The sequence below is a fragment of the Acinetobacter sp. 18QD2AZ41W genome (genome assembly GCF_009829025.1).
Lineage (GTDB): Bacteria > Pseudomonadota > Gammaproteobacteria > Pseudomonadales > Moraxellaceae > Acinetobacter > Acinetobacter pseudolwoffii.
Genome location: NZ_WURP01000002.1, coordinates 572,278 through 593,698 on the forward strand (window position 1 = coordinate 572,278; position 21,421 = coordinate 593,698).

The 21,421-nt window shown below is 45.3% G+C and carries 20 protein-coding genes; 1 reads left to right on the forward strand and 19 read right to left on the reverse strand.

Features of this window, described 5'->3' with window-relative positions:
* Positions 1-31: 31 nt before the first annotated feature.
* The 17 genes from GVV58_RS05725 to ndhC form a co-directional block, all read right to left on the reverse strand.
* Positions 32-754 carry a cold shock domain-containing protein gene (locus GVV58_RS05725; RefSeq protein WP_044111069.1) on the reverse strand — a complete coding sequence of 241 codons (723 nt, stop codon included), beginning with the start codon at positions 752-754 and terminating at the stop codon, positions 32-34.
* Positions 755-927: 173 nt separating this feature from the next.
* Positions 928-1,287 carry a hypothetical protein gene (locus GVV58_RS05730; protein ID WP_100358014.1) on the reverse strand — a complete coding sequence of 120 codons (360 nt, stop codon included), beginning with the start codon at positions 1,285-1,287 and terminating at the stop codon, positions 928-930.
* 202 nt (positions 1,288-1,489) lie between these two features.
* Positions 1,490-1,783, reverse strand: coding sequence for a cold shock domain-containing protein (locus GVV58_RS05735; protein ID WP_005097911.1), 294 nt, complete (start codon positions 1,781-1,783; stop codon positions 1,490-1,492).
* 84 nt (positions 1,784-1,867) lie between these two features.
* On the reverse strand, positions 1,868-2,503 hold the full coding sequence (gene upp / locus GVV58_RS05740; RefSeq protein ID WP_005097912.1) for a uracil phosphoribosyltransferase: 636 nt from the start codon (positions 2,501-2,503) through the stop codon (positions 1,868-1,870).
* Positions 2,504-2,626: 123 nt separating this feature from the next.
* A complete protein-coding gene (gene nuoN / locus GVV58_RS05745; RefSeq protein WP_074383461.1) occupies positions 2,627-4,171 on the reverse strand; it encodes an NADH-quinone oxidoreductase subunit NuoN in 1,545 nt (514 codons plus the stop codon).
* A gap of 3 nt (positions 4,172-4,174) precedes the next feature.
* Positions 4,175-5,788 carry an NADH-quinone oxidoreductase subunit M gene (nuoM, locus tag GVV58_RS05750; protein ID WP_159516142.1) on the reverse strand — a complete coding sequence of 538 codons (1,614 nt, stop codon included), beginning with the start codon at positions 5,786-5,788 and terminating at the stop codon, positions 4,175-4,177.
* Between the two features lies 1 nt (position 5,789).
* The gene (gene nuoL / locus GVV58_RS05755; RefSeq protein ID WP_005097915.1) at positions 5,790-7,685 is read right to left on the reverse strand and encodes an NADH-quinone oxidoreductase subunit L; all 1,896 of its coding nucleotides are present in this window, start codon (positions 7,683-7,685) and stop codon (positions 5,790-5,792) included.
* Positions 7,682-7,990 (reverse strand): NADH-quinone oxidoreductase subunit NuoK, encoded by a 309-nt coding sequence (nuoK, locus tag GVV58_RS05760; protein WP_004280769.1) that lies wholly within the window; start codon positions 7,988-7,990, stop codon positions 7,682-7,684. The genes nuoL and nuoK overlap by 4 nt, the downstream gene beginning before the upstream one ends.
* On the reverse strand, positions 7,990-8,508 hold the full coding sequence (gene nuoJ / locus GVV58_RS05765; protein WP_171063341.1) for an NADH-quinone oxidoreductase subunit J: 519 nt from the start codon (positions 8,506-8,508) through the stop codon (positions 7,990-7,992). The genes nuoK and nuoJ overlap by 1 nt, the downstream gene beginning before the upstream one ends.
* Positions 8,508-9,050 carry an NADH-quinone oxidoreductase subunit NuoI gene (nuoI, locus tag GVV58_RS05770; RefSeq protein WP_005097919.1) on the reverse strand — a complete coding sequence of 181 codons (543 nt, stop codon included), beginning with the start codon at positions 9,048-9,050 and terminating at the stop codon, positions 8,508-8,510. Before nuoI ends, nuoJ begins: the two co-directional genes overlap by 1 nt.
* 16 nt (positions 9,051-9,066) lie before the next feature.
* Positions 9,067-10,074: an NADH-quinone oxidoreductase subunit NuoH gene (gene nuoH / locus GVV58_RS05775; RefSeq protein WP_005097920.1), complete on the reverse strand. Its 1,008-nt coding sequence runs from the start codon at positions 10,072-10,074 to the stop codon at positions 9,067-9,069.
* Positions 10,075-10,077: 3 nt separating this feature from the next.
* Positions 10,078-12,756 carry an NADH-quinone oxidoreductase subunit NuoG gene (gene nuoG / locus GVV58_RS05780; RefSeq protein WP_159516143.1) on the reverse strand — a complete coding sequence of 893 codons (2,679 nt, stop codon included), beginning with the start codon at positions 12,754-12,756 and terminating at the stop codon, positions 10,078-10,080.
* Between the two features lie 11 nt (positions 12,757-12,767).
* Positions 12,768-14,099, reverse strand: a complete 1,332-nt coding sequence (gene nuoF, locus GVV58_RS05785; RefSeq protein ID WP_005097923.1) for an NADH-quinone oxidoreductase subunit NuoF — start codon at positions 14,097-14,099, stop codon at positions 12,768-12,770.
* Positions 14,096-14,605: an NADH-quinone oxidoreductase subunit NuoE gene (gene nuoE / locus GVV58_RS05790; protein WP_004280775.1), complete on the reverse strand. Its 510-nt coding sequence runs from the start codon at positions 14,603-14,605 to the stop codon at positions 14,096-14,098. Before nuoE ends, nuoF begins: the two co-directional genes overlap by 4 nt.
* A 14-nt stretch (positions 14,606-14,619) precedes the next feature.
* Positions 14,620-16,407: an NADH-quinone oxidoreductase subunit C/D gene (gene nuoC / locus GVV58_RS05795; protein ID WP_005097924.1), complete on the reverse strand. Its 1,788-nt coding sequence runs from the start codon at positions 16,405-16,407 to the stop codon at positions 14,620-14,622.
* Between the two features lie 90 nt (positions 16,408-16,497).
* Positions 16,498-17,178 (reverse strand): NADH-quinone oxidoreductase subunit B, encoded by a 681-nt coding sequence (locus tag GVV58_RS05800; RefSeq protein ID WP_005097925.1) that lies wholly within the window; start codon positions 17,176-17,178, stop codon positions 16,498-16,500.
* 6 nt (positions 17,179-17,184) lie between these two features.
* Complete coding sequence (gene ndhC / locus GVV58_RS05805; protein WP_005097926.1) at positions 17,185-17,730, reverse strand: NADH-quinone oxidoreductase subunit A; 546 nt, start codon at positions 17,728-17,730, stop codon at positions 17,185-17,187.
* A 572-nt stretch (positions 17,731-18,302) separates the two neighbouring features.
* Between ndhC and GVV58_RS05810 the strand changes: the two genes are divergently transcribed.
* On the forward strand, positions 18,303-18,659 hold the full coding sequence (locus GVV58_RS05810; RefSeq protein WP_159516144.1) for a hypothetical protein: 357 nt from the start codon (positions 18,303-18,305) through the stop codon (positions 18,657-18,659).
* Between the two features lie 70 nt (positions 18,660-18,729).
* On the opposite strand, the gene bfmS is transcribed toward GVV58_RS05810, so the two are convergent.
* A complete protein-coding gene (gene bfmS, locus GVV58_RS05815) occupies positions 18,730-20,397 on the reverse strand; it encodes a sensor histidine kinase BfmS (RefSeq protein WP_159516145.1) in 1,668 nt (555 codons plus the stop codon).
* 42 nt (positions 20,398-20,439) lie between these two features.
* Complete coding sequence (gene bfmR / locus GVV58_RS05820) at positions 20,440-21,156, reverse strand: response regulator transcription factor BfmR (protein ID WP_005097931.1); 717 nt, start codon at positions 21,154-21,156, stop codon at positions 20,440-20,442.
* Positions 21,157-21,421: the final 265 nt, after the last annotated feature.

Consider the following 21,421-nt stretch of genomic DNA (forward strand, 5'->3'; position numbering starts at 1 on the left):
AAGCACCTTCAGGTGCTTTTTTTAGGATTCATCAAAACTGACTTTCACATGGTATCCCATCGCCGTCACCATCCATTTTAGTATTTGGACAGTTACGAATGAAAAATAATGCTTCCTCATAAGAACCCATCTGACTACAGTGTTCTCGACCATCGCATTTAAATTGAGATACAGATGGCGAAGTCGTTTCTGAAGTTTTCGAATTAACTGGGTTACTTTGGCTTCTTAACTCAGTGCCTTGATTTTCCAGGTTCTTCCTGCCCTGCTCAGATAATCCTTGCATAGGTAGATCACCTTGCGCTGCTCGCTGTTCAGCGACAATTCGTTGCTGCTCTACCATCAGTCCTTCCAGCTTTTGCTGTTTTTGAACTTGGTAGCTTTGGTATTTGTTATAAACAAGAACAGCAAGAATCACCATAATCACCAGTCCTGATATTGTGATTATTTTTGATGTAGTTGATGATTTTTTCTTTTCATAACGTAGAGAAGCTCTGGTTTCAGTATCTCCATGTAGATCATTGTTTTGTGTAACAGGAACTTCTTGCTTAATATCCAAGCGAATAATATGGTTTGCCTTAAACTTTCCATTATCTTCCACAATCAAAAACTTTAATTTTTCCCCCATTTTTGGCGGAATATTTTTATTGGGAAAGTCTTTGACATGGAAAAATAAATCTTTGGATTGCCCTTCGATCTGAATAAAACCAAAACCACGATCTTCGTTATAGGTTTTGATTTTCCCCTCTTGAAACATAATTCACTCTTGTCTTTGATATTTTTAATAATTGTAATAAAAAATACATCAAAAAGCTTTTATGAAATTCTTTAATAGAAAAACCAAAAAACCACTTATAGGCGCTTTTTTTAAATTGAAGAATAGAGAAATACCGAGTTAAAAATAGAAAGTTAAAAATTTCTGGTTTAAATTTATACTTCGCCCAAAATTATAAAACCAACTGCGGATACCAGTGCCAACCATAGCATTGGACTAAAAAGAATTGAACGCTTTAACGGAACAGATATTGTGGGTGCCAAATATGGTAATGCCACAACTTCCGCTACAAACTCGTCCTGTACTTTGACATCTAGGCGTACCATATTGTCCAATATTATGGTTTCCTGATGAGGAATCATTCTAAATTTAAGCAGTTCTCCAATTTGAGGATCAATTTCAGGTGAAGGTAAGTCCTGTAGCCTAAAACTTAGTTCTTGAGCGTCATCTGCTAACTCAATGCTGCCTGTACCACGTTCGGAATCATAAGTTTTAATTTTTCCATTCCTAAACATGACATTTATCCCTATAAATCAACAGATAGTATTTTAAGTGAGAAGGAATAGAGATGATTGTAGCGCTTTGGTAGACGTTTTATTGTTTGCGTAACGAAGTACAAGCTTTAAGTTACAAAAACTGATGTAAGACTATAGTTCATGAATTTTTAGATAAAAAAGAGGCGAAAATGCCTCTTCATTTAGTCAAATTCACGGTTAATTAACGCTTGAGATTTGATAGTAATGCGGAAGTAATTGACTGGTTATGTGCAGCGACCTTAGATTTTTTAGCTTTCTTTGAAGTATCCTCAACACGTTCAATCTTAATGGCTTTATACTTATCGCCATTTTCTACCACATTAAATTTCACGCGTTCATTGCGTTTTGGCTCGCCTTCTGCCGCAGGAAAGTCTGAAATATGGAAGAACACATCTCCCTCAGCTGAACCAATAAAACCAAAACCTTTTGCAGGGTCGTACTGTTTGATTTTGCCCTGATATAATTCATCTTTCATGCTGTTGTCCTATGCTGAAAATGCCCGATCTACATTATATAAAAAAGAGGCTGTAGTAGCCCCTTTTTTCGTCCTGTTCAAAAATTAGTCTTTCTGAACTGAACCAAAGATTTTATCGCCAGCATCACCAAGACCCGGAACGATATAACCATTTTCATTTAAACCGCTGTCGATTGATGCAGTGAACATGATCACATCAGGATGTGCAGCCTCTACACGCTTAATACCTTCCGGTGCGGCAACCAGAACCATAACACGAATGTCTTTACAGCCACTGGCTTTGAGCACATCAATTGCAGCTACAAGAGAAGAACCTGTCGCCAACATCGGATCAATGATCATCGCGATACGGTTTTGTACGTCTGGAACCAGTTTTTTATAATAAGTACGGGCTTCCAGGGTTTCTTCATCACGCTCTAAACCGAGTACAGATACTTTTGCACTTGGAATCAGATTTAAGAAACCATCCAGCATGCCAATACCGGCACGTAGAATCGGCACAACCGTGATTTTTTTACCGGCAATACGGTCAACTGTGACAGCACCATTCCAGCCATCAATATCATGTTCAACCATTGGCAGGTCTTTAGTCGCTTCATAAGTCAGAAGCATGGTCACTTCTTGAGCTAACTCGCGGAAGTTTTTGGTACTGATATCTGCACGACGGAGTAAACCGAGCTTATGTCGGATGAGCGGATGACGGATTTCATGGATTGCCACAGGAGAACACCTAAAAGGTTAAAGATAAATTTCCGCTATTATAAAGGCTTTTATTGATTTGTATAAATAAAAAAGCCCCCAATCATGGAGGCTTTTTTGTAATAACGTCAATCTTCGCAGATATTAGTTAAAACCACTTTGAACCAAAGTGAAAATGAATTGCTGTAATTCAGGTGATATTGCGAAGAACGCATATTTAGAAATCGCAATCACTGGATCTGGATAAACACCAATCACAAGTACGGCAAGTGCAGCAAGTAATACCATGATACCGCCGACTTTTTGACCCCAATGATTCACCGCATCTAGACGTGGTGTTTCAGGTGGTGTCATGTACAGCACGACCATCACGCGCAGGTAGTAGTACAAACCAATACCTGAACCCAGGATCACCATTGCAGTTAGGAACCAAGCCTCGCCTGCAACTGCAGTTTTAATCACCAGGAACTTACCGATAAAGCCGGCAGTTAAAGGAATACCTGCAAGAGACAGCATCATTACGGTTAATACAGCAGTCAGGACTGGACGGCGCCAGAACAGACCACGGTATTCAGCCAGACTACCCGCTTCATCCGTATTGTTATACGGACTCGACATCAGCGTCACAACACCGAAAGCACCAATCGTGGTTAATACATAAGTAATCACATACACGTTTACACTTTCAAAAGTCGCAAAACCTTGAACCTGTAAGAAATCGGTATTACGTGAACTGACGATGGCAACCAGCAAATAACCAAAGTGCGCAATTGAAGAGTATGCCAGAATACGTTTCAGGTTCACTTGGCGAACAGCCAGCAAGTTACCTGCAAGAATCGACAATACTGCAATAATCGAAATGATCGTTACGAAGCTGTCTGCCAGGATTAAACCTGAAGACAAAACATAACGAACAAACAGACCAATCATCGCCACTTTTGCCACAGTCGCAAGGAAAGTCGCGATTGGTGCTGGTGCACCTGCGTAGACGTCTGGTGTCCATTTGTGGAATGGTGCCAGCGATAATTTAAATGCCACAGCAAATACAATTAAGGCCAGACCAATTATCACAGCTGGCTGACTGAATACAGTAAACAGTTTGCCCGGTTCAGCAACGAAACTTAAAGTACCTGTGTAGGCATAAATATAGGCCATACCCATCAGCAGCATTGCAGACGCAGTTGCTGAAAGCACCAGATATTTCACACCTGCTTCAAGCGATTGAGAACGTTGATGTGTATATGCCAACAGGCCGTATACAGGAATCGACATCAACTCAAGGCTAATAAAGAATGATGCATAGTGCGAGCTTGCCACCATTAACATTGCACCCGCGACGGATATCAACATCAAGATATACAGCTCTTCACGGTTATCTTTATAAGTTTCGATATACGCGTGTGACAAGGTACTACAGGCAAGTGCAGCAATCAGAATCACAAACTGGTACAACATCGTAAATGGATCTACGATGAACAGATTCATCACATTGGCAGGTGCAAATGTGCCTGCCAACAGAACGAAAATGATATAGAACGCTGCTAAGTTCAGACCAACAACAGTCGTCGTCGCAACAAGATTATGGTTACGCTTGATTGCCGTCAGCAACATCACGACGATCGCAGTTAACGACACGATCATCACAGGTGCGAGCGGCATAAGCTCAGAAAAAGACATTGTGAAGTTCATGGCTTATTGGATCTCCACATTTTCAAGTTGAGTCGTTACCTGATCAGCAACTTCAACCACTTCTTGAACTGGAATGTAGCTATTCGCTAACCACGCCATGCTTGAGTTAGACACATCAAGGAAGCTTTGTGGGTATAGACCAAGCCAAAGTAGACCAAACGCACAGATCAACAATAACGCGATTTCACGTACATTCAGATCTTTTAACGGATGTGTATAGTGCTGTTTTTGCGCTTCGTTTGGCACACCAAACAGGGCTTTGTGAATCAGGATTAGACCGTACAGACCTGCAAAGACCAGACTGATTGCCGCAAGAATAGTGAACGCCGGGAATTGTGCATAAGCACCCATCAAGATCAGGAACTCACCAATGAAGTTACCCAGACCTGGAATACCGACAAGCGCCGCAACAAAGAACATCAGGAAGAATGCAAGATACGGGAACTGACCACGCATCCCCCCCATCAAACGCATGTCACGCGTATGCACACGCTCATATACCTGACCACACATAATGAACAGTGCAGCAGAGGAAATACCATGTGCCAACATCATGATCATCAGACCCTGGAAGGTCAGGATGTTACCTGCGTAAATCGCAAGTAAAACAAAGCCCATGTGGGAAATAGATGTATACGCCAGTAAGCGTTTCATGTCGGTTTGCTGGAAAGCACACCAAGCACCGTAGAAGATACCGATTAAACCCAGAATGATCGCGATATCTGCAAACTGAGCCGAAGCTGCCGGGAAGAACGGAATCACGAAACGCAATAAACCGTACGCCGCAGTTTTAATCAAGATACCTGCAAGGTCAACAGAACCCGCTGTTGGTGCTTGCGCATGCGCATCTGGTAACCAGCCGTGTAATGGGAAAACTGGAAGTTTTACCGCAAAACCGATGAATAAACAGATCATGAATGCATAAGCCACCGCTGGCGCCTGAGCGTCAAGCGTATTCGCCACACCTAATAGATAGTTGTAGTCGAAACGGATTTCGCCAGTCATGGTATAGCCCACAGTCACCAGACCAAGGATACCAATCAGCATCACCAAACCGGCAACCTGCGTGTAAATGAAGAACTTGTTAGCTGCATAAACACGTGACTTGCCCTCTGCCCCTTTATGACCCCAAAGGGCAATCAGGAAGTAGATCGGCACCAGCATCATCTCCCAGAAGAAGAAGAACAGGAATAAGTCAATCGCCAGAAACACACCGATGACACCACCTAAAGACCATAAAAGGTTCAAGTGGAAGAAACCAACGTTCTTTTGAATCTCGCCCCATGAACAGCCGACTGCCAGCACACCCAGGAGTGCAGTCAAACCAACCATAAGAAGTGATAAACCATCCACGGCTAAGTGAATGTTAATGCCCAGGGTTTGAATCCAAGGCAATTTGAATTCGGCAGCCCACGAAGGTGTAGCACCGCCTAATTCATAGTTGTAAGTACCAGTCTGCCAAAGGACTATGGTCAAGACCAAGGTCACCAGCATACCGATCAGCGCGATATAACGCGGCAAGTGTTGGTCGAGTTTATCGACCAACCAGCATATGAAACCTGCAATGAACGGAATGAGGATCAGAGCCGGCAAAATAATATTGTTTGGAGCTTCCATTTTATTTCCCCACGACCTGAATCACGATCAAGATCATCAGTAGGACAACGACACCGAGCCCCATACTAGATGCATATTCACGCAGTGAACCGGTTTGACGTGAACTTGTAAAGCTGTGACCACTTTTGACCAGTGCAGGAAGTACCAGCCATAAGCCATCAATTGGATCACGACCGAACAGTTTAGCGAACAGCAAATATGGCTTGACGAAAATCAGGTCATAAAGCTTGTCGAAACCTAATGCATTACGGCAGATATTGACCAGACCCGCACCCACAGAAGTGGCAGCAAAACGTTTGACTGCATTGTAAGCAAAAGCGAACAGCACCACACCGACCACAAGACCCGTCAATGCAACAGCAATGGCGATGTATTCAGCACCATGTGCACCTGCTTCAAGCGCTTCAGGAATAATGAAGGCTGGAATTTGGGCTGCATCTAGAATGCTCATCACGGGTGCTTTCAGTACGATTGCCAGACCTGTCGAAAGGACAGCAAGAATCGCCAGTGGCGCCCAGTAAGTTGCACCTTTGATTTCATGATAAGGCGTGTTTTCTTTGCCGAAGAATACCACCCAGATTAGACGGAATGTATAAATCGAGGTTAAGAAAGCACCTGCAACACCGACCCAGTACAGCGTGTTATACACTGGTAAACCAGCAATATGACTTTGCGTCCAGACTGCAGCAAGAATTGCGTCTTTTGAGAAGAAACCAATGGTCAGGAATGGAATCGCTGCCAAGGCACCGCCACCAATCGCGAAACATGCAAACAGGAATTTGTTCTTGTAGAACAAACCGCCCATCTTGAAGATGTTTTGTTCGTGATGGTAAGCCAGAATCACCGCACCAGACGACAAGAACAAGAGTGCCTTGAAGAATGCGTGAGTCAGCATGTGGAATAGACCCGCCTGGTATGCTTCAGCACCTACTGCCATAAACATATAACCGAGCTGACTCATGGTTGAGTAAGCCAGAATACGTTTGATGTCGGTCTGAACCAATGCAGCAAAACCAGCTACAAGCAAGGTCACCGCACCTGTGATCGAAATAAACACCATCACTTCTGGCGCAAGTTCAAAGACTGCAAACAGACGGCAGCACAGGTAAACACCCGCCGTTACCATGGTTGCAGCATGGATCAATGCAGAAACAGGTGTTGGACCTGCCATTGCATCGGCCAACCATGTTTGTAATGGGATCTGTGCAGATTTACCTGCCGCACCCAAGAACAATAACAATGCTGTCCAGATGGTCAGCGAAGAACTTTGCGTCATTACAGTCGCTGCATTTTCAACGATGTACTGAATGTTCAAAGTACCGAATTGCTGGAAGATCAGGAACATGGCAATCAGCAGGAATACGTCACCGATACGGGTAACAGTAAACGCCTTGATTGCCGCCAGACCATTTGCAGGGTTCTGGTAGTAATAACCAATCAGCAGGTATGAACACAGACCTACACCTTCCCAACCTAAGAACAATAACGCCAAGTTATCGCCAAGCACGAGAAGCAACATGCTTGCAACGAACAGGTTGAAGTAAGAGAAGAAACGTGCAAAGTCTTCTTCACCGCGCATGTACCATGAAGCAAAGATGTGAATTAAGAAACCCACACCTGTCACCATGCCCAGCATCAGTAAAGACAAACCGTCGAGCTGCAAGCTGATGCCCGGTGCAAAACCACCGACATTGAACCAGGTCCACAGGTGCTGAACATAGAGTTCTTTACCATTGTTAACAAAGTCCAGACCTGCAATCAGTGCAAACAGTGCCGATAAACCAACAGCACCAACACCAATTATCGCTGCAACATTTTCAGGAAGCTTGTTGCGCCCCGCCGCTAACAGGACAAAACCAATGAGCGGAAATAAAATTGTTAGATATAAATAACTCATCCGCGCATCTCACTAGCAGCATCCACATCCAGGTGATGGAAGCGATGATAGAACTGAAGGACGATCGCGAGACCAATACAAGCCTCTGCCGCAGCAAGCGTCAGGATCAGGATGAACATGATCTGACCATCTGGCTGTGCCCATGCACTGCCCGCCAGGACGAACGCCAAAGCAGCAGCGTTCATCATGATTTCAAGGCTCATTAAAATAAATAGTAGGTTGCGTCGCACCATTACACCGTAAAAACCCAGTGCAAAGAGAATAGATGCAACGATCAAACCATGCTCTAAAGGGATGTTGCCCATTATTCTTTTTCCTCTTCTGCATCTGGCTCACGTTTACCCAAATGGAATGCAGCTACTAATGCAGCAAGCAATAACATCGCGGCAACTTCAACCAACAACAAGTACTGCGTAAAGAGTGCTTGACCCACGGCTTTCGGGCCCACCATTTCCACACCCATTACCAGTGAAGGCTGTGCGTAATCAGAGTTTAATACCCATACCAGTACCAGACCGATCAGGAAGCTCATCAGCGCCGGATAAGCCCAAGCCGATGAAGTTAACCATTTACGTTCTTGTTCAACGGTTTGTTCACCCAGATTCAGCATCATCACCACGAACACGAACAACACCATGATCGCGCCAGCATAGACAATAATTTCGAGGGCAGCCGCGAACGGCGCACCAACGATCATGAACATGCCTGCAACAGCAAGCAAGGATACAATCAGGCTTAATAAAGCATGTACCGGATTCGCGTTAGTCACCACGCGAACCGTAGAGACAATGGCCACAAGGGCCATTAAATAAAATGGCCACATCATGGTAATAGACTCCGTACATCAACAGGTGCACTTTCACGCTGTGCTTGACCTTTGTCCTTGCCTGCAACTGCCATACCGGTGACACGGTAGAAGTTATAGTCAGGATATTTACCAGGACCTGAAATCAGCAAGTGTTCTTTTTCATAGACCAGGTCTTGACGAACATATTCACCGAGTTCGAAATCCGGGGTCATTTGAATGGCTGTGGTTGGACAGGCTTCTTCACACATACCGCAGAAAATACAACGTGAGAAGTTGATACGGAAAAACTCCGGATACCAGCGACCATCTTCACGTTCTGCTTTTTGTAATGAGATACAGCCTACCGGACAGGCAACCGCACACAGGTTACATGCGACACAACGCTCTTCGCCATCAGGGTCACGCGTTAATACAATACGACCACGGAAACGTGGTGGCACGATTTCTTCGGCCGGCACTTCTGGATATAAAATGGTGTCACGTTTACGCGTTACATGGCTAAACACCATCCAAAGCGAACGAACAATCGATCCAAATCCAGCTAGAAATTTAAACATTTTGTTCTCCCTGCCCTTACCACAAGATCACGGCACCAGTCACCAACAGGTTGACTAGAGCTAATGGCAAGCAAATTTTCCAACCAAAATTCATTACCTGGTCATAACGTGGACGCATTAATGAACCACGTGCCAACACGAACATCATTACAAAGAATGCTGTTTTGATAATGAACCAGAATGCTGCTGGAAGGAACGGAATTTCAAGGTTGAATGGCGCGAGCCAGCCACCGAAGAATAACGTCACGATTAAAGCAGAGATTAGTACTACGTTGACGTATTCCGCAACGAAGAACATCCCCCACTTCATGCCGCCGTATTCGACATGATAACCTTCAGCCAGTTCTTGTTCTGCTTCTGGTTGGTCAAATGGATGACGATGCGTCACCGCAACACCCGCAACCACGAAGATCAGGAAGCCAAGGAACTGAGGCACCACGAACCAGACATCACGTTGTGCTTCAACGATTTCACGCATGTTGAATGAGCCGGCAATTGCCACCACACCCATCAGCGAGATCCCCAGGAACACTTCATAAGAAATGGTCTGAGCCGCAGAACGTAAACCACCGAGTAAGGCGTATTTGTTGTTGGATGACCAGCCACCGAACAGTACTGCATAGACTGCAATACCTGCCATTGCCATAAAGAACAACAGGCCGATGCTCATGTCTGCCACACCTAGATAAGGTGAAACAGGAATAACCATGAACGACAGCACCGCAGTTGCCATCGCAACTGCTGGCGCCATACGGAAAGTCAGTTTGTCAGCAAATTTTGGTGTCCAGTCTTCCTTGAACATGATTTTCAGCATGTCGGCAACAATCTGGAACATACCGCCCGGACCGACACGGTTCGGACCGTAACGGTCTTGCCACAAGCCGAGTAAACGACGTTCAATAAAAGACATCAACGCAGCGATCAGTACTACAACCAGCAAGATCACAATCGCTTGAATGACTGAATAGGCAATTGGCCAGTTTTCAGCCCACAGCGGCGTTTGACGGATTAATTCTTGTTCCATGAATTACACTCCTACCGCGACTGAAACAGGCTCTGCAAGAGATACCGTCGGTGCCAGACCGATTGGGTAGCCAATATAACCTGTCGGTAAATATTCAATCACTTGAACTGGAAGAACGATTGACGTCTCACCTGCTTTCACCGTGATTGTCTGACCATCTTGAACATTTAAGCGTGCTGCATCCTGCTCACCCACTGCAAATACCGCTTCAGGAATACGTGTTTCCATTGCTGGTGTTTTTACGGTGAATTCACCTGAACCAAAAATATGGTGCATTGGAACTAGGCGGAAGCTTTCAGCATTAACCAAAACAGGTGCCGGTGCAACAAAGGTACGTGCCGGAAGTTTTGCCAAACGGTCGAATAAACGAACGCCTGAATCACCACCTTTCAAATGACCACCGACATTGTCCTGGAATTTGTTCCAGGCTTGCGGCGAGTTCCAGCCGGCAGACCATGCAAATGGTACCAGTGCTGAAGGTGTTTGAGTTCCGACATAACCTTCCATCGAGAAGGTTAATGCAGAGTCTTTGTCCACTGGCTGTTTTGGCTCATGGACAGACAATGGCGCGCGCATCGAAGTACGACCTGAGTAACGACGTGGTTCACGTGCTACTTTAAGACCATGGACACGGAAGCCCGCATCTGGTGCTACATCCAAAATACCGTCTAAAGCAGGTACATTTTTCGCAACTGACTCGATCACATCATCCAGCAACGTCCAAGAAATCGCTTTGCCTTTCACGCCTGTTTCCAGAGCGTGTAACCAGCGCCAAGATTCTTTGATTGCCAATTCAGGATTGTAGTAGCTCGGGTCATACACTTGGTAGAAACGTTGTGCACGGCCTTCTTGCGATACCACCGTACCATCACCTTCAGCAAAGCTTGCAGCAGAAAGCACGATGTCGGCTTTTTTCACTGTTTCAGTTTCAGAGTGATCTAAAACAATCACGTCTTTGCCTGAAAGTGCAGCATCCACTTGTGCAGCAGGTAGACGACGATACAGATCGTTTTCAACCACGATCACTGCATCATAATCTTGTGCAAAGGCTTGCTCTAAGCTTTGACCACCGAAGATTGCCATACCCATCGAGTTCACTTCAGGAACTGTCAAGGTCAAGCCTGCATTACCCAGATTTTGTGCAACTTGTGCAGCAGCTTCCATGATTGATGCATCTTGTAAGCTGGTACCCGAGATGATCAATGGTTTTTTCGCAGCTTTTAAGGTGTCGGCAATCGTTTGTGCAAATGCTTTCGCATCGTCATCTAAACCGAGAATTGCTTCGCCCTTCACGCCCGCAGCAACAGCAAAACCTAAACGTGCAATGTCGTTTGGAGAAGCAACCACTTCGCCTTCGGCAACATCAGACAGACGGGTTTGTGTCGCAGCCAGGATGTAAATCGGAGATTTCGCATCTTGAGCAATACGTTGTACCGGCTCAGCCAACCATTCTTGGGTACGACGTTCCGCTGCCATCTCTTTGCCTTTATTTTTCGCAGCTTGGCGAACAGATAAAGCCATACGAGGCGCAGTTTGGGTTAAATCTTCACCTAAGATCAGAACTGCATCATAGCTTTCAATTTCACGCATATTCGGGTTGTAAACACCCTCGGTTTGCATGATTGAAGCTGCAAGTTCAACCAGATTTTGCTCTTTTTGAGATAAACCTGTTGAGAAGTTCTCTTGACCCACCAATTCACGCAGCGCGAAGTTTGATTCAAGTGATGCACGCGGTGAACCAATCCCCAGAACTTTTTTGTCCTGGATATTTGCAATCACCGTATCAAGTGCTGCATCTACTGAAACAGTTTCTACAGTCGCACCTTTACGGAATTGTGGCTGACGCGGACGGTCTTCGCGGTTCACATAACCTGTACCGAAACGGCCTTTATCGCATAGGAAGTATTGGTTAACTTCACCATTGAAACGGTTTTCGACACGGCGAAGTTCACCATAACGCTCACCCGGAGAAATGTTACAACCTGAAGAACAGCCTTGGCATACGCTTGGCGCATATTGCATGTCCCATTTACGGTTATAACGTGCCGAATGAGTTTTATCGGTAAATACACCTGTTGGACAAACTTCAGTCAGGTTACCCGAGAATTCAGATTCTAAAGTGCCTGATTCTGGACGACCGAAATACACACGTGATGCGTTGGCATACACGCCGAAGTCCGTACCACCTGCATAGTCTTTGTAATAACGCACACAACGGTAACAGGCGATACAACGGTTCATTTCGTGAGAAATGAATGAGCCAAGCTCTTGGTTGTAATGGGTACGTTTGGTGAAACGGTAGCGACGACGGTCATGCTGCGTCATTACGGTCATATCTTGTAAATGACAGTGACCACCCTCTTCACAGACCGGACAGTCGTGCGGGTGGTTGGTCATCAAGAATTCAACAATCGAAGCACGGAAATCTTTTGCTTCTTTGTCTTCAATCGAGATGTAGGTATTGTCAGATGCAGGCGTCATACATGACATGACCAAACGACCACGGGTATCTTCCGGATTCGCGTATTGAGTCACGGCACATTGACGGCAAGAACCGACAGAACCTAAGGACGGATGCCAACAAAAGTATGGGATATCAATGCCAAGACTCAAACATGCTTGTAGCAAGTTTTCCGAGCCGTTGACTTCATACGATTTGCCATCGACATGAATTGTAGCCATAGTCGAATTCCTTAAGCTTGTTCTACGGAGCTAACTTGAGCAGCGGCATTCACCACCTTCGCTTCAAATTCGCCACGGAAATGTTTGAGTGCGCCCATGAGCGGTTCCATTGCACCCGGTGCGTGGGCACAGAAAGTTTTACCGATCCAAAGCTTACGCGTTAACTCTTGTAAGTGATCGATATCTTCCTGTTTACCTGTGCCATTTTCCAGCGCTTTTAACGCTTTCACTGCCCAAGGCAAGCCATCACGGCAAGGGGTACAGAAACCACATGATTCGCGTGCAAAGAATTCTTCTAGGTTACGTGTTGCTGAAACCATACATTGGGTTTCATCAACCACCATGAGCAGACATGTTCCCAAACGAGAACCTGCTTTCATGATGCTTTCCGCATCCATCGGAAGATCGATATGCTCTGCCGCCAGGAAGTCCGTTGATGCACCACCCGGTAACCATGCTTTCAGCGTTAAGCCATCGCGCATACCACCCGCGTGATCTTCAATCACTTCACGCGCAGTCGTACCAAAAGGCAATTCCCATAGACCCGGGAATTTCACTTTACCTGATGCACCATAGATTTTGGTACCTGGATCTTTCGATTTGCCCGCAGACAAGCCGATATACCATTCAGGGCCACGCAGCATGATGGCGGGTAAGTTGTTGTAGGTCTCTACGTTGTTGACAATCGTAGGACGACCCCAAGCACCTGCAACTTGCGGGAATGGCGGTTTGGTACGCGGGTTGGCACGACGGCCTTCAAGCGAGTTAATCAATGCAGTTTCTTCACCACAGATATAACGACCTGCACCGGTATGCACGTGTAACTCGAAGTTCCAGCCGGTACCCAGGATGTTATCCCCTAAGTAACCTTTGGCACGAACTTGCTCAAGCGCTTCATTTAAGTACTGAGCCGCTTCGATGTACTCGCCACGGATAAAGATATAACCATGGGTTGCTTCAAGCGTATAACCCGCGATCAGCATCCCTTCGATCAGTTGATGTGGAAGATCTTCCATCAACAAACGGTCTTTGAAGGTACCTGGTTCCATCTCATCGGCATTACAAATCAGGTAACGTGGACCTGAATTGTCATTTGGCGCCATCAGTGACCATTTGATGCCTGCCGGGAAGCCTGCACCACCACGACCTTTAACAGTCGCCGCTTTCACCACGTCCAATACATCTTTAGGCGACATCGACAGGGCTTTTTTAAAGCCTGCATAACCTTCGAGCGCTTCGTAATCATCGGCATTACGTACGTTCGCTTGTTTGCTTAAACGCCATGTGAGTGGATGCGTTTCCGGGTTACCGTCGCCATAAATTGGTTTTGGTTCAGTATTCATACATACTTCTCCAACAGCTGTTTCACCGAAGTCACTTCAACCAGACCGTGCGTGTCTTCATCAATCATTAAGGTTGGACCTTTGTCACAGTTGCCCAGGCAGCAAATTGGCAGCAAGGTAAAACGACCATCTGCAGTCGTTTGACCAAACTGAATGCCTAATTCGCGCTGGAATGCTTCTGCCAAAGTTTCCGCACCCATCAAGAAGCACGCGATCGAATCACATAACAAAATTACGTGACGACCGACCGGCTGACGGTAAATACGGTTATAGAAGGTTGCCACACCTTCCAGATCTGCAACGCTCATGCTCAGCATTTGCGCGATGGCATTCATTTGCGCATCATCTACCCAGCCATTACGGCGTTGTACACACTTTAGCGCGTCCAGACATGCCGCACGTGGGTATGGATAGTGCCCCATGTGATGTTCGATATCGTGAATTTCGTCCGCAGTCAAAATTCCTTCAACGTTCACACGTGGCTTTTTATCAGTCAAAATCATCATAATGCGTTTACCCCTTAGCGATCCACGTCAGCCATTACGACGTCAATGGTCGCTAAATAAATGATTAAGTCAGACATGAGGCTGCCGTTAATCACAGAAGGCATTTGCTGTAAATGCGTGAAGGTTGGTGTACGAATACGGGTACGGTAACTCATGGTTGACTTGTCTGAAGTCAAGTAGTAGTTCGACGCACCTTTCACCACTTCCGCCATCACAGATGCTTCACCTGCCGGCATTACAGGACCCCAAGATACGCTTAAGAAGTGCGTAATCAAGGTTTCAATATCTTGTAATGTCTTGTCTTTTGGTGGTGGAACAGCCAGTGGATGGTCTGCTTTGTACGCACCAGACGGCATGTTGTCTAGACATTGCTTGACGATTTTCAGTGATTCTTCGATTTCACGGAAGTGAACCATGACACGTGCATAAGCATCGCCTTCGTACTCTAAAGGAACCTCGAAGTCGTAATTTTCGTAGCCACTGTATGGACGATATTTACGAACATCAAAGTCAATACCTGTTGCACGAAGACCAGTACCGGTTACACCCCAAGCCAATGCAGATTTAGCGTCATATTGCGCTACACCTTGGGTACGACCCATGAATACAGAGTTGCGTAATGCAGCTGTGTAGTATTCATTCATACGCTTCGGCATCCAGTCGAGGATTTCGCGAATGAGGTGCTGCCAGTTGTTTGGAAGGTCGTGCGCAGTACCGCCAATACGGAACCAAGCTGGGTGCATACGGTAACCCGTGATCGCTTCAATCGCGTCATAAATCTTTTGACGGTCAGCGAACATATAGAATACTGGGGTCATACCGCCGGCATCCTGAATTGCAGTACCAATAAACAACAAGTGGTTATTGATACGGAACAATTCCGACATCATCACACGGATACATTGCGCACGGTCCGGTACAGTAATGCCCGCCATTTGCTCCACGCCCATCACATAAGGCATGTTTTGTGCACAACCACCCAAGTAATCGACACGGTCTGTATACGGAATGAATGAATGCCAGGTTTGACGTTCAGCCATCTTTTCCACACCACGGTGGTGATAACCGATATCAGGCACACAGTCTTTCACTTCTTCGCCGTCCAACTGCAAAATCACACGGAATGCACCGTGCGCAGATGGATGGTTAGGCCCCAAGTTCAGGAACATGAAGTCTTCATCGGCATTACCGCGCTTCATACCCCAATCTTCAGGCACGAAACGCAGATGTTCCTGTTCGTAGTCCTGCTTGGCCTTGTCTTGCAAATACGGGGTATATTCAGTCGCACGTGCAGAATATTCTTTACGTAGCGGATGACCTTCCCAATAGGTTGGCAACAAGATACGACGGAGCATTGGATGCCCTTCGAAATTGATCCCAAACATATCGTAAGCTTCACGTTCGTACCAGTTGGCATTTGGCCAGATGTTGGTTGCCGTCGGAAGATTCAGATCACTTTCAGCTAAGGCAACCTTAATACGAATGTCAGTATTACGCTCGAGCGACAACAAGTGGTAGAACACTGTGAAGTCAGACGCAGGTAAACCGTCGCGGTGCGTACGCAGACGCTCATCTACCGCAGACAAGTCGAACAACATCACGTAAGGACGTGATACTGTACGCAAGAACATTAAAACTTCTTGTACACGTGCGCGCTCAACCCAGACTGTCGGGAAATCCTCGAAAGTCGTTTGCACATAGAAGTTCTCACCAAATTTGGTTTTGAGTTCTTCAATGATGGCAAATGCTGGGCGTGAATCAACTGGTGTTGATTCTGGCATAGCAATGTCAGTTTCAGCCATTGGCTTGGCTTCCTATTTAATACAAATTCAGTCAACCTAAACGACAATTACACCCATAGCGGGTGCAGCAAAAAAGACCAGTCGTTTAAATTATTTAATTTCATCCATAGAGCGCAAGTTCTTCACAGCAACACGCTGATCTTTCTTACGGTCACGTTCCGGCATCATCTTTGGCTTATACACTGGCTTAAGATCATCACCGATCACCGCAGAAAGCGGACGACGCTCGAGTTGAATCTGGTCTTGCAACAGCATTAATGCCTGAATCAAAGCTTCAGGACGTGGTGGGCAGCCGGGAACATAAACATCGACCGGGATGATTTTATCCACACCTTGTACCACTGAATAAATGTCGTACATCCCACCTGAGTTGGCACATGCCCCCATTGAAATGACCCATTTCGGTTCAAGCATCTGTTCATACAAACGTTGAATGACAGGCGCCATTTTCACAAAGCAGGTACCCGCCACAATCATTAAATCCGCCTGACGCGGTGAAGCACGAATCACCTCGGCACCAAAACGTGACAAGTCATGCACACCGGTTAAGGTCGTCGCATACTCTACATAGCAGCATGATGTACCAAAGTTAAACGGCCAAACTGAGTTTTTACGACCCCAGTTGACTGCTGTATGTACCACATCCTCTAAACGAGTCATGAATACATTCTTATTCACTTCTTCTTCAAGTAACGGATCTTCTACAAGGATACGCTCTTGAAGTGGATATTGATCAGCATCCGGATTCGCACGGGTTAATGTATATTTCATCCCGTCTTACTCCTTATCAGATGATTTAGCCGGTGAGCTTTTCACACGACCAGAGGATTGAGCTGGGATTTGACCTGTAGGGTCGATTACCAATTCTTCAATTGAGTTAAAGCGCGTAATTTCTGCTAGATCCATATTTGGCGAACCAATCTTAGCTTTAATTCCTGCGGCTTTACGTTTGTCTGAAGGTGCCCAGTTGAGTGCGCCTGTGGATAATTCGTAAACCAAACCAACAAGTAAAACTAAAATAAAGATAGCTGCAGTTGCAAAACCAATCCAACCTACTTCACGAACAGAAACCGCCCATGCATATAGATAAAGTGCTTCTAAATCAAACACCACGAAGAAAATTGCAACTAAATAGAACTTTGCAGACAAGCGGATACGAGCCCCACCTGCACCAACAACACCTGACTCAAACTGCTCCTGCTTGGCACGGCCCCATGATTTACCCCCGAGGAGTAATGGGACGGTCAGCATAAAGACGCATAAAAATGTAACGCCGATCACGAAGGCAATAATTGCCCATTCGTATGGAGTAATAGCACTCATGCGGGGATAACTCCTGGCAGGCCTATTTGTTAACAAAGAATGTATGTATTGGCCTTCAAATACACCAAACACAAAATTAATCCCGCCAATTGTACCTGATTTTGGATTTCACTTGCTAGTTTATAAGCCTTAGTCTTTGGGATGATTTTTTAGGCATTTCAGCATTTAATTTGCGTTTGATCTCTCAACATCCGATTTAATCGTTTTATTGGATTAAGTTTTAATTTTCTATTAATTTTTCTATAAACAGTATTCCTGAAAAATAAATCCATTTCAGATCATTCTTGCTTGGCCTCTGGCTTAGATATAGCCCCTTTCACGACCAAAGCAAAGAAAAATCAGACAAAAACTTATTCTATCCATAACTTTCAGCGGATAAAGCTTTTGATTTAATTTGATATTTAACATGATTTTCACATTTTAACTTGGATTAAAGCACTTTAAGCCCAGCCTCACTCAAGGCAAGCAATTGTATCTTTTTGCAACACACCCAACAGACTGATTCAGAATATGTTATTTGTATTTCTAAGCCACATAATGACATTAATAAAGTAACAATAAGGAGTCCTTGCATGTCTCTACGCTTCTCGCATAAGCCAAATTATTTTTTATTTGCCCAGTTACTGGTGCGACATATCCAAGATTATGTTCAGAAACACCCCAATATGAGTCAGGTCGCTTTTGACTTGCGCGATATCCATGCACTGTTTCAAGAGGATCATGCCTCTTCCAGCATTAATCTGGATGGCATCATGAATATTGCCGATGAATACAAAGTCGAAACTTTATCTGGTGATCAGAGGCTGATCCAGCGCTATAGCATTGATGGAAAAAATACCAAGCTAATGATCGACTTCAATCCTGAAGCCCTGCATAGCCTAAAAGAAGGCAAACCATTGATTGAGCCGGATGCCACCATTCAGGAATAAAATTCTTCCCCAATAAAAAAAACGATGCTCAGGCATCGTTTTTTTATAACTCAAAAGCATTTATATAACATCAAGCTGAATGATCACTGATTTCCTCAGTCTTTTCTGCCAACTTGCGCTTGCTCTTCTTTACATAACGCTGTGCAGGCCAGCTCATGATAAAGCGCGCACCACCCAAGCTCGGACTTTGATCCACATGAATCTTGCCACCAAACCAGTACGCAATCCGGCTGACAATGGATAAACCCAAACCATAACCACCCGAAGCACGGGTGCGGCTGTCATCCAGCCGGGCAAAGGCCTCAAAGACCCGGGCACGATCCACTTCCGGAATTCCCGGGCCATCATCTTCAACAGAGACATAAGCCTGACCATCCTGATCCAGACCACCACTGATCAGCACCCTATTGTCGCAATAACGCACCGCATTGCCGACCAGATTCTGAATTACGCGATGCAGATAACGGCGCTCTGCCTCAACTACCACATCAGGCATTGAATGTAACTCAATGATTTTCTGGGTTTTTAATGCTTCAGTTTCCAGAGCTACCTGATTCAGCACTTCAAACAGATTGACCTTTTCAAACTCGATCGAAGGCATGCCCTGTTCTAGCTTGGCATAGGTCATGATCTCGTCAATCAGGGTATTCAGCGCTTCAATATCTTTATCAATCTGTTCGACCTGTTGCAGACGATAATCGTAATCATCTTCATCTGCCATCATTTCCACACCAAAACGAATCCGCGCCACTGGTGTACGAAGTTCATGTGAAACCGCACGCATCAATTCACGCTGGGCTTCAATCAGGCGCTGAATATGATCAGACATATTGTTAAAGCTAGAGGCTAGCGTTGCCATTTCGTCACTTCCTTCTACAGGAAGACGCAATGACATATTACCGGTTTTCATTTTGTTTAAGGCATAGCTGACTTCACGCAACTTGCGCTGCATTGGCACCAACAAACCATACACCCCCAGACTCAGCACAAACAGGCTCAATAAAGTAATACCAGTCGCTAACTGGAATGGCATCCAGTTAAACAATGGCACCGGCCCCATCACCAAGACTTGTGAGGTCGAACCTGGAATTGGCGAAATAATTGAAATGGTGGTGCCACGGATTGAGGCACTATCCCGATACAGGATAATACTGTGATCAAGACGCAAGCGCCCGATCTGCTCGGAATCTAAAGGTAAGCTCTGTACATTTTCAATCGATACCGGATAAGAAAAATGATCCTGAATAGCGGACAGATATTCTTTTTCCTGACCCGGATAATAGACCAGATAATCCAGAATAAAGACCGGCAGCGCCTTCATCTGGCGCTCGGTAATACTGTCGGCCTTTATATACAGGTAATGATTCGGGTCATCGCGCAGCCCCACCACAATATAGGCAATGCCGGTTTTGGCATCCCAGCGCACGACGGCTTTACGATCTGCAATACGGCGACCTTCAGCACGGGTGATATCCACCTTACTGGCTTCTACATAGTGAATTGGCAATTCCAGCAAATCAGAAGCATCGGAAACCCAATCCATCTTTTGCTGAAGATTTGGCTGGCGCGCGACACCCTCACTGATGATATAGGCCATACCATCAGTCAGAGACTCACGATATTCTTGCGCACGCTGATAGTTGATAATCTGTACCAACAGATAGCCGAACACAGCCACCAACACGACAAGGATGACGAGTCCTGCGTATATACGCAAAAATATACTGTGTTTAAACACCTATAGTTTATCCTGCTCGTTCAAGCAACAACGTACATTTGCTTAAATACCATTAGTTTCTTTAACGAATAGATAACCTTTACTACGCACGGTTTTAATACGCTTCGGATTCTCTGGATCGTCACCAATTTTTGGACGGATACGCGAAATACGCACATCGATTGAACGATCCTGACCATCATATTCGATGCCACGTAAACGCTCGAAAATATCTTCGCGGGAAAGAATACGGCCAGCATTTGATGCAAGCAACCACAACAGGTCATATTCCGCACTGGTAAAATCAACCAGATCACCATTTAAAGTAACTGAACGACCACCATTGTCGATGACCAGATCATCAAATTCGATACGCTGTGCCACTTCATCTTCAGGCACCTTGTCCGTACGACGCAGTAATGCACGAATACGTGCCAGCAATACACGTGGTTGTACCGGTTTAGCGACATAGTCATCGGCACCCATTTCCAGACCCAAGACCTGATCCATGTCCTCAGTACGCGCAGTCAACATCAAGATCGGTTGATGATAATGCGGGCGCACTTCACGACAAATGGTCAAACCATCCGCTCCTGGTAACATCACATCCAGCACCACCATATCTGGCTGCTCAGCGATAATCCGGCGAATGGCACGGTTACCATCCGGCTCCACCCCAACCTCAAGTCCATTACGAATGAGGTATTCTTGCGTTAAACGAGCAAGACGCTCATCATCTTCAACAATTAAAATCTTGGGTAACTTTTCTTCTTGGCTCATGTATTGCCCCTTATTTGGTGGATCTACGCTATAGGCGTATCCTTTTGAAATCCAATAGATACGTTTTTAATATGCTTGCAATATACACACGTTTACATTGTAAACAAGATAGCGTTCACCAAACTGATACATCAAGATAGCATTTTGTAATATTTTATCGTGCATTTTTTGGGCAACTATGCTTGAAACAGTGATTTAGATCTGATTTGTGATTTACACAACTATTACATGAACAAAATATGACTGCTTGATTCAGCACTTTTTA

Coding starts and splice junctions, on each gene's coding strand:
- GVV58_RS05725 (WP_044111069.1), bottom strand. CDS start 754: ATGTTTCAAGAGGGGAAAATCAAAACCTATAACGAAGATCGTGGTTTT.
- GVV58_RS05730 (WP_100358014.1), bottom strand. CDS start 1,287: ATGTTTAGGAATGGAAAAATTAAAACTTATGATTCCGAACGTGGTACA.
- GVV58_RS05735 (WP_005097911.1), bottom strand. CDS start 1,783: ATGAAAGATGAATTATATCAGGGCAAAATCAAACAGTACGACCCTGCA.
- nuoN (WP_074383461.1), bottom strand. CDS start 4,171: ATGAACTTCACAATGTCTTTTTCTGAGCTTATGCCGCTCGCACCTGTG.
- nuoM (WP_159516142.1), bottom strand. CDS start 5,788: ATGGAAGCTCCAAACAATATTATTTTGCCGGCTCTGATCCTCATTCCG.
- nuoL (WP_005097915.1), bottom strand. CDS start 7,685: ATGAGTTATTTATATCTAACAATTTTATTTCCGCTCATTGGTTTTGTC.
- nuoK (WP_004280769.1), bottom strand. CDS start 7,990: ATGGGCAACATCCCTTTAGAGCATGGTTTGATCGTTGCATCTATTCTC.
- nuoJ (WP_171063341.1), bottom strand. CDS start 8,508: ATGTGGCCATTTTATTTAATGGCCCTTGTGGCCATTGTCTCTACGGTT.
- nuoI (WP_005097919.1), bottom strand. CDS start 9,050: ATGTTTAAATTTCTAGCTGGATTTGGATCGATTGTTCGTTCGCTTTGG.
- nuoH (WP_005097920.1), bottom strand. CDS start 10,074: ATGGAACAAGAATTAATCCGTCAAACGCCGCTGTGGGCTGAAAACTGG.
- nuoG (WP_159516143.1), bottom strand. CDS start 12,756: ATGGCTACAATTCATGTCGATGGCAAATCGTATGAAGTCAACGGCTCG.
- nuoF (WP_005097923.1), bottom strand. CDS start 14,099: ATGAATACTGAACCAAAACCAATTTATGGCGACGGTAACCCGGAAACG.
- nuoE (WP_004280775.1), bottom strand. CDS start 14,605: ATGATGATTTTGACTGATAAAAAGCCACGTGTGAACGTTGAAGGAATT.
- nuoC (WP_005097924.1), bottom strand. CDS start 16,407: ATGGCTGAAACTGACATTGCTATGCCAGAATCAACACCAGTTGATTCA.
- GVV58_RS05800 (WP_005097925.1), bottom strand. CDS start 17,178: ATGAAATATACATTAACCCGTGCGAATCCGGATGCTGATCAATATCCA.
- ndhC (WP_005097926.1), bottom strand. CDS start 17,730: ATGAGTGCTATTACTCCATACGAATGGGCAATTATTGCCTTCGTGATC.
- GVV58_RS05810 (WP_159516144.1), top strand. CDS start 18,303: ATGTCTCTACGCTTCTCGCATAAGCCAAATTATTTTTTATTTGCCCAG.
- bfmR (WP_005097931.1), bottom strand. CDS start 21,156: ATGAGCCAAGAAGAAAAGTTACCCAAGATTTTAATTGTTGAAGATGAT.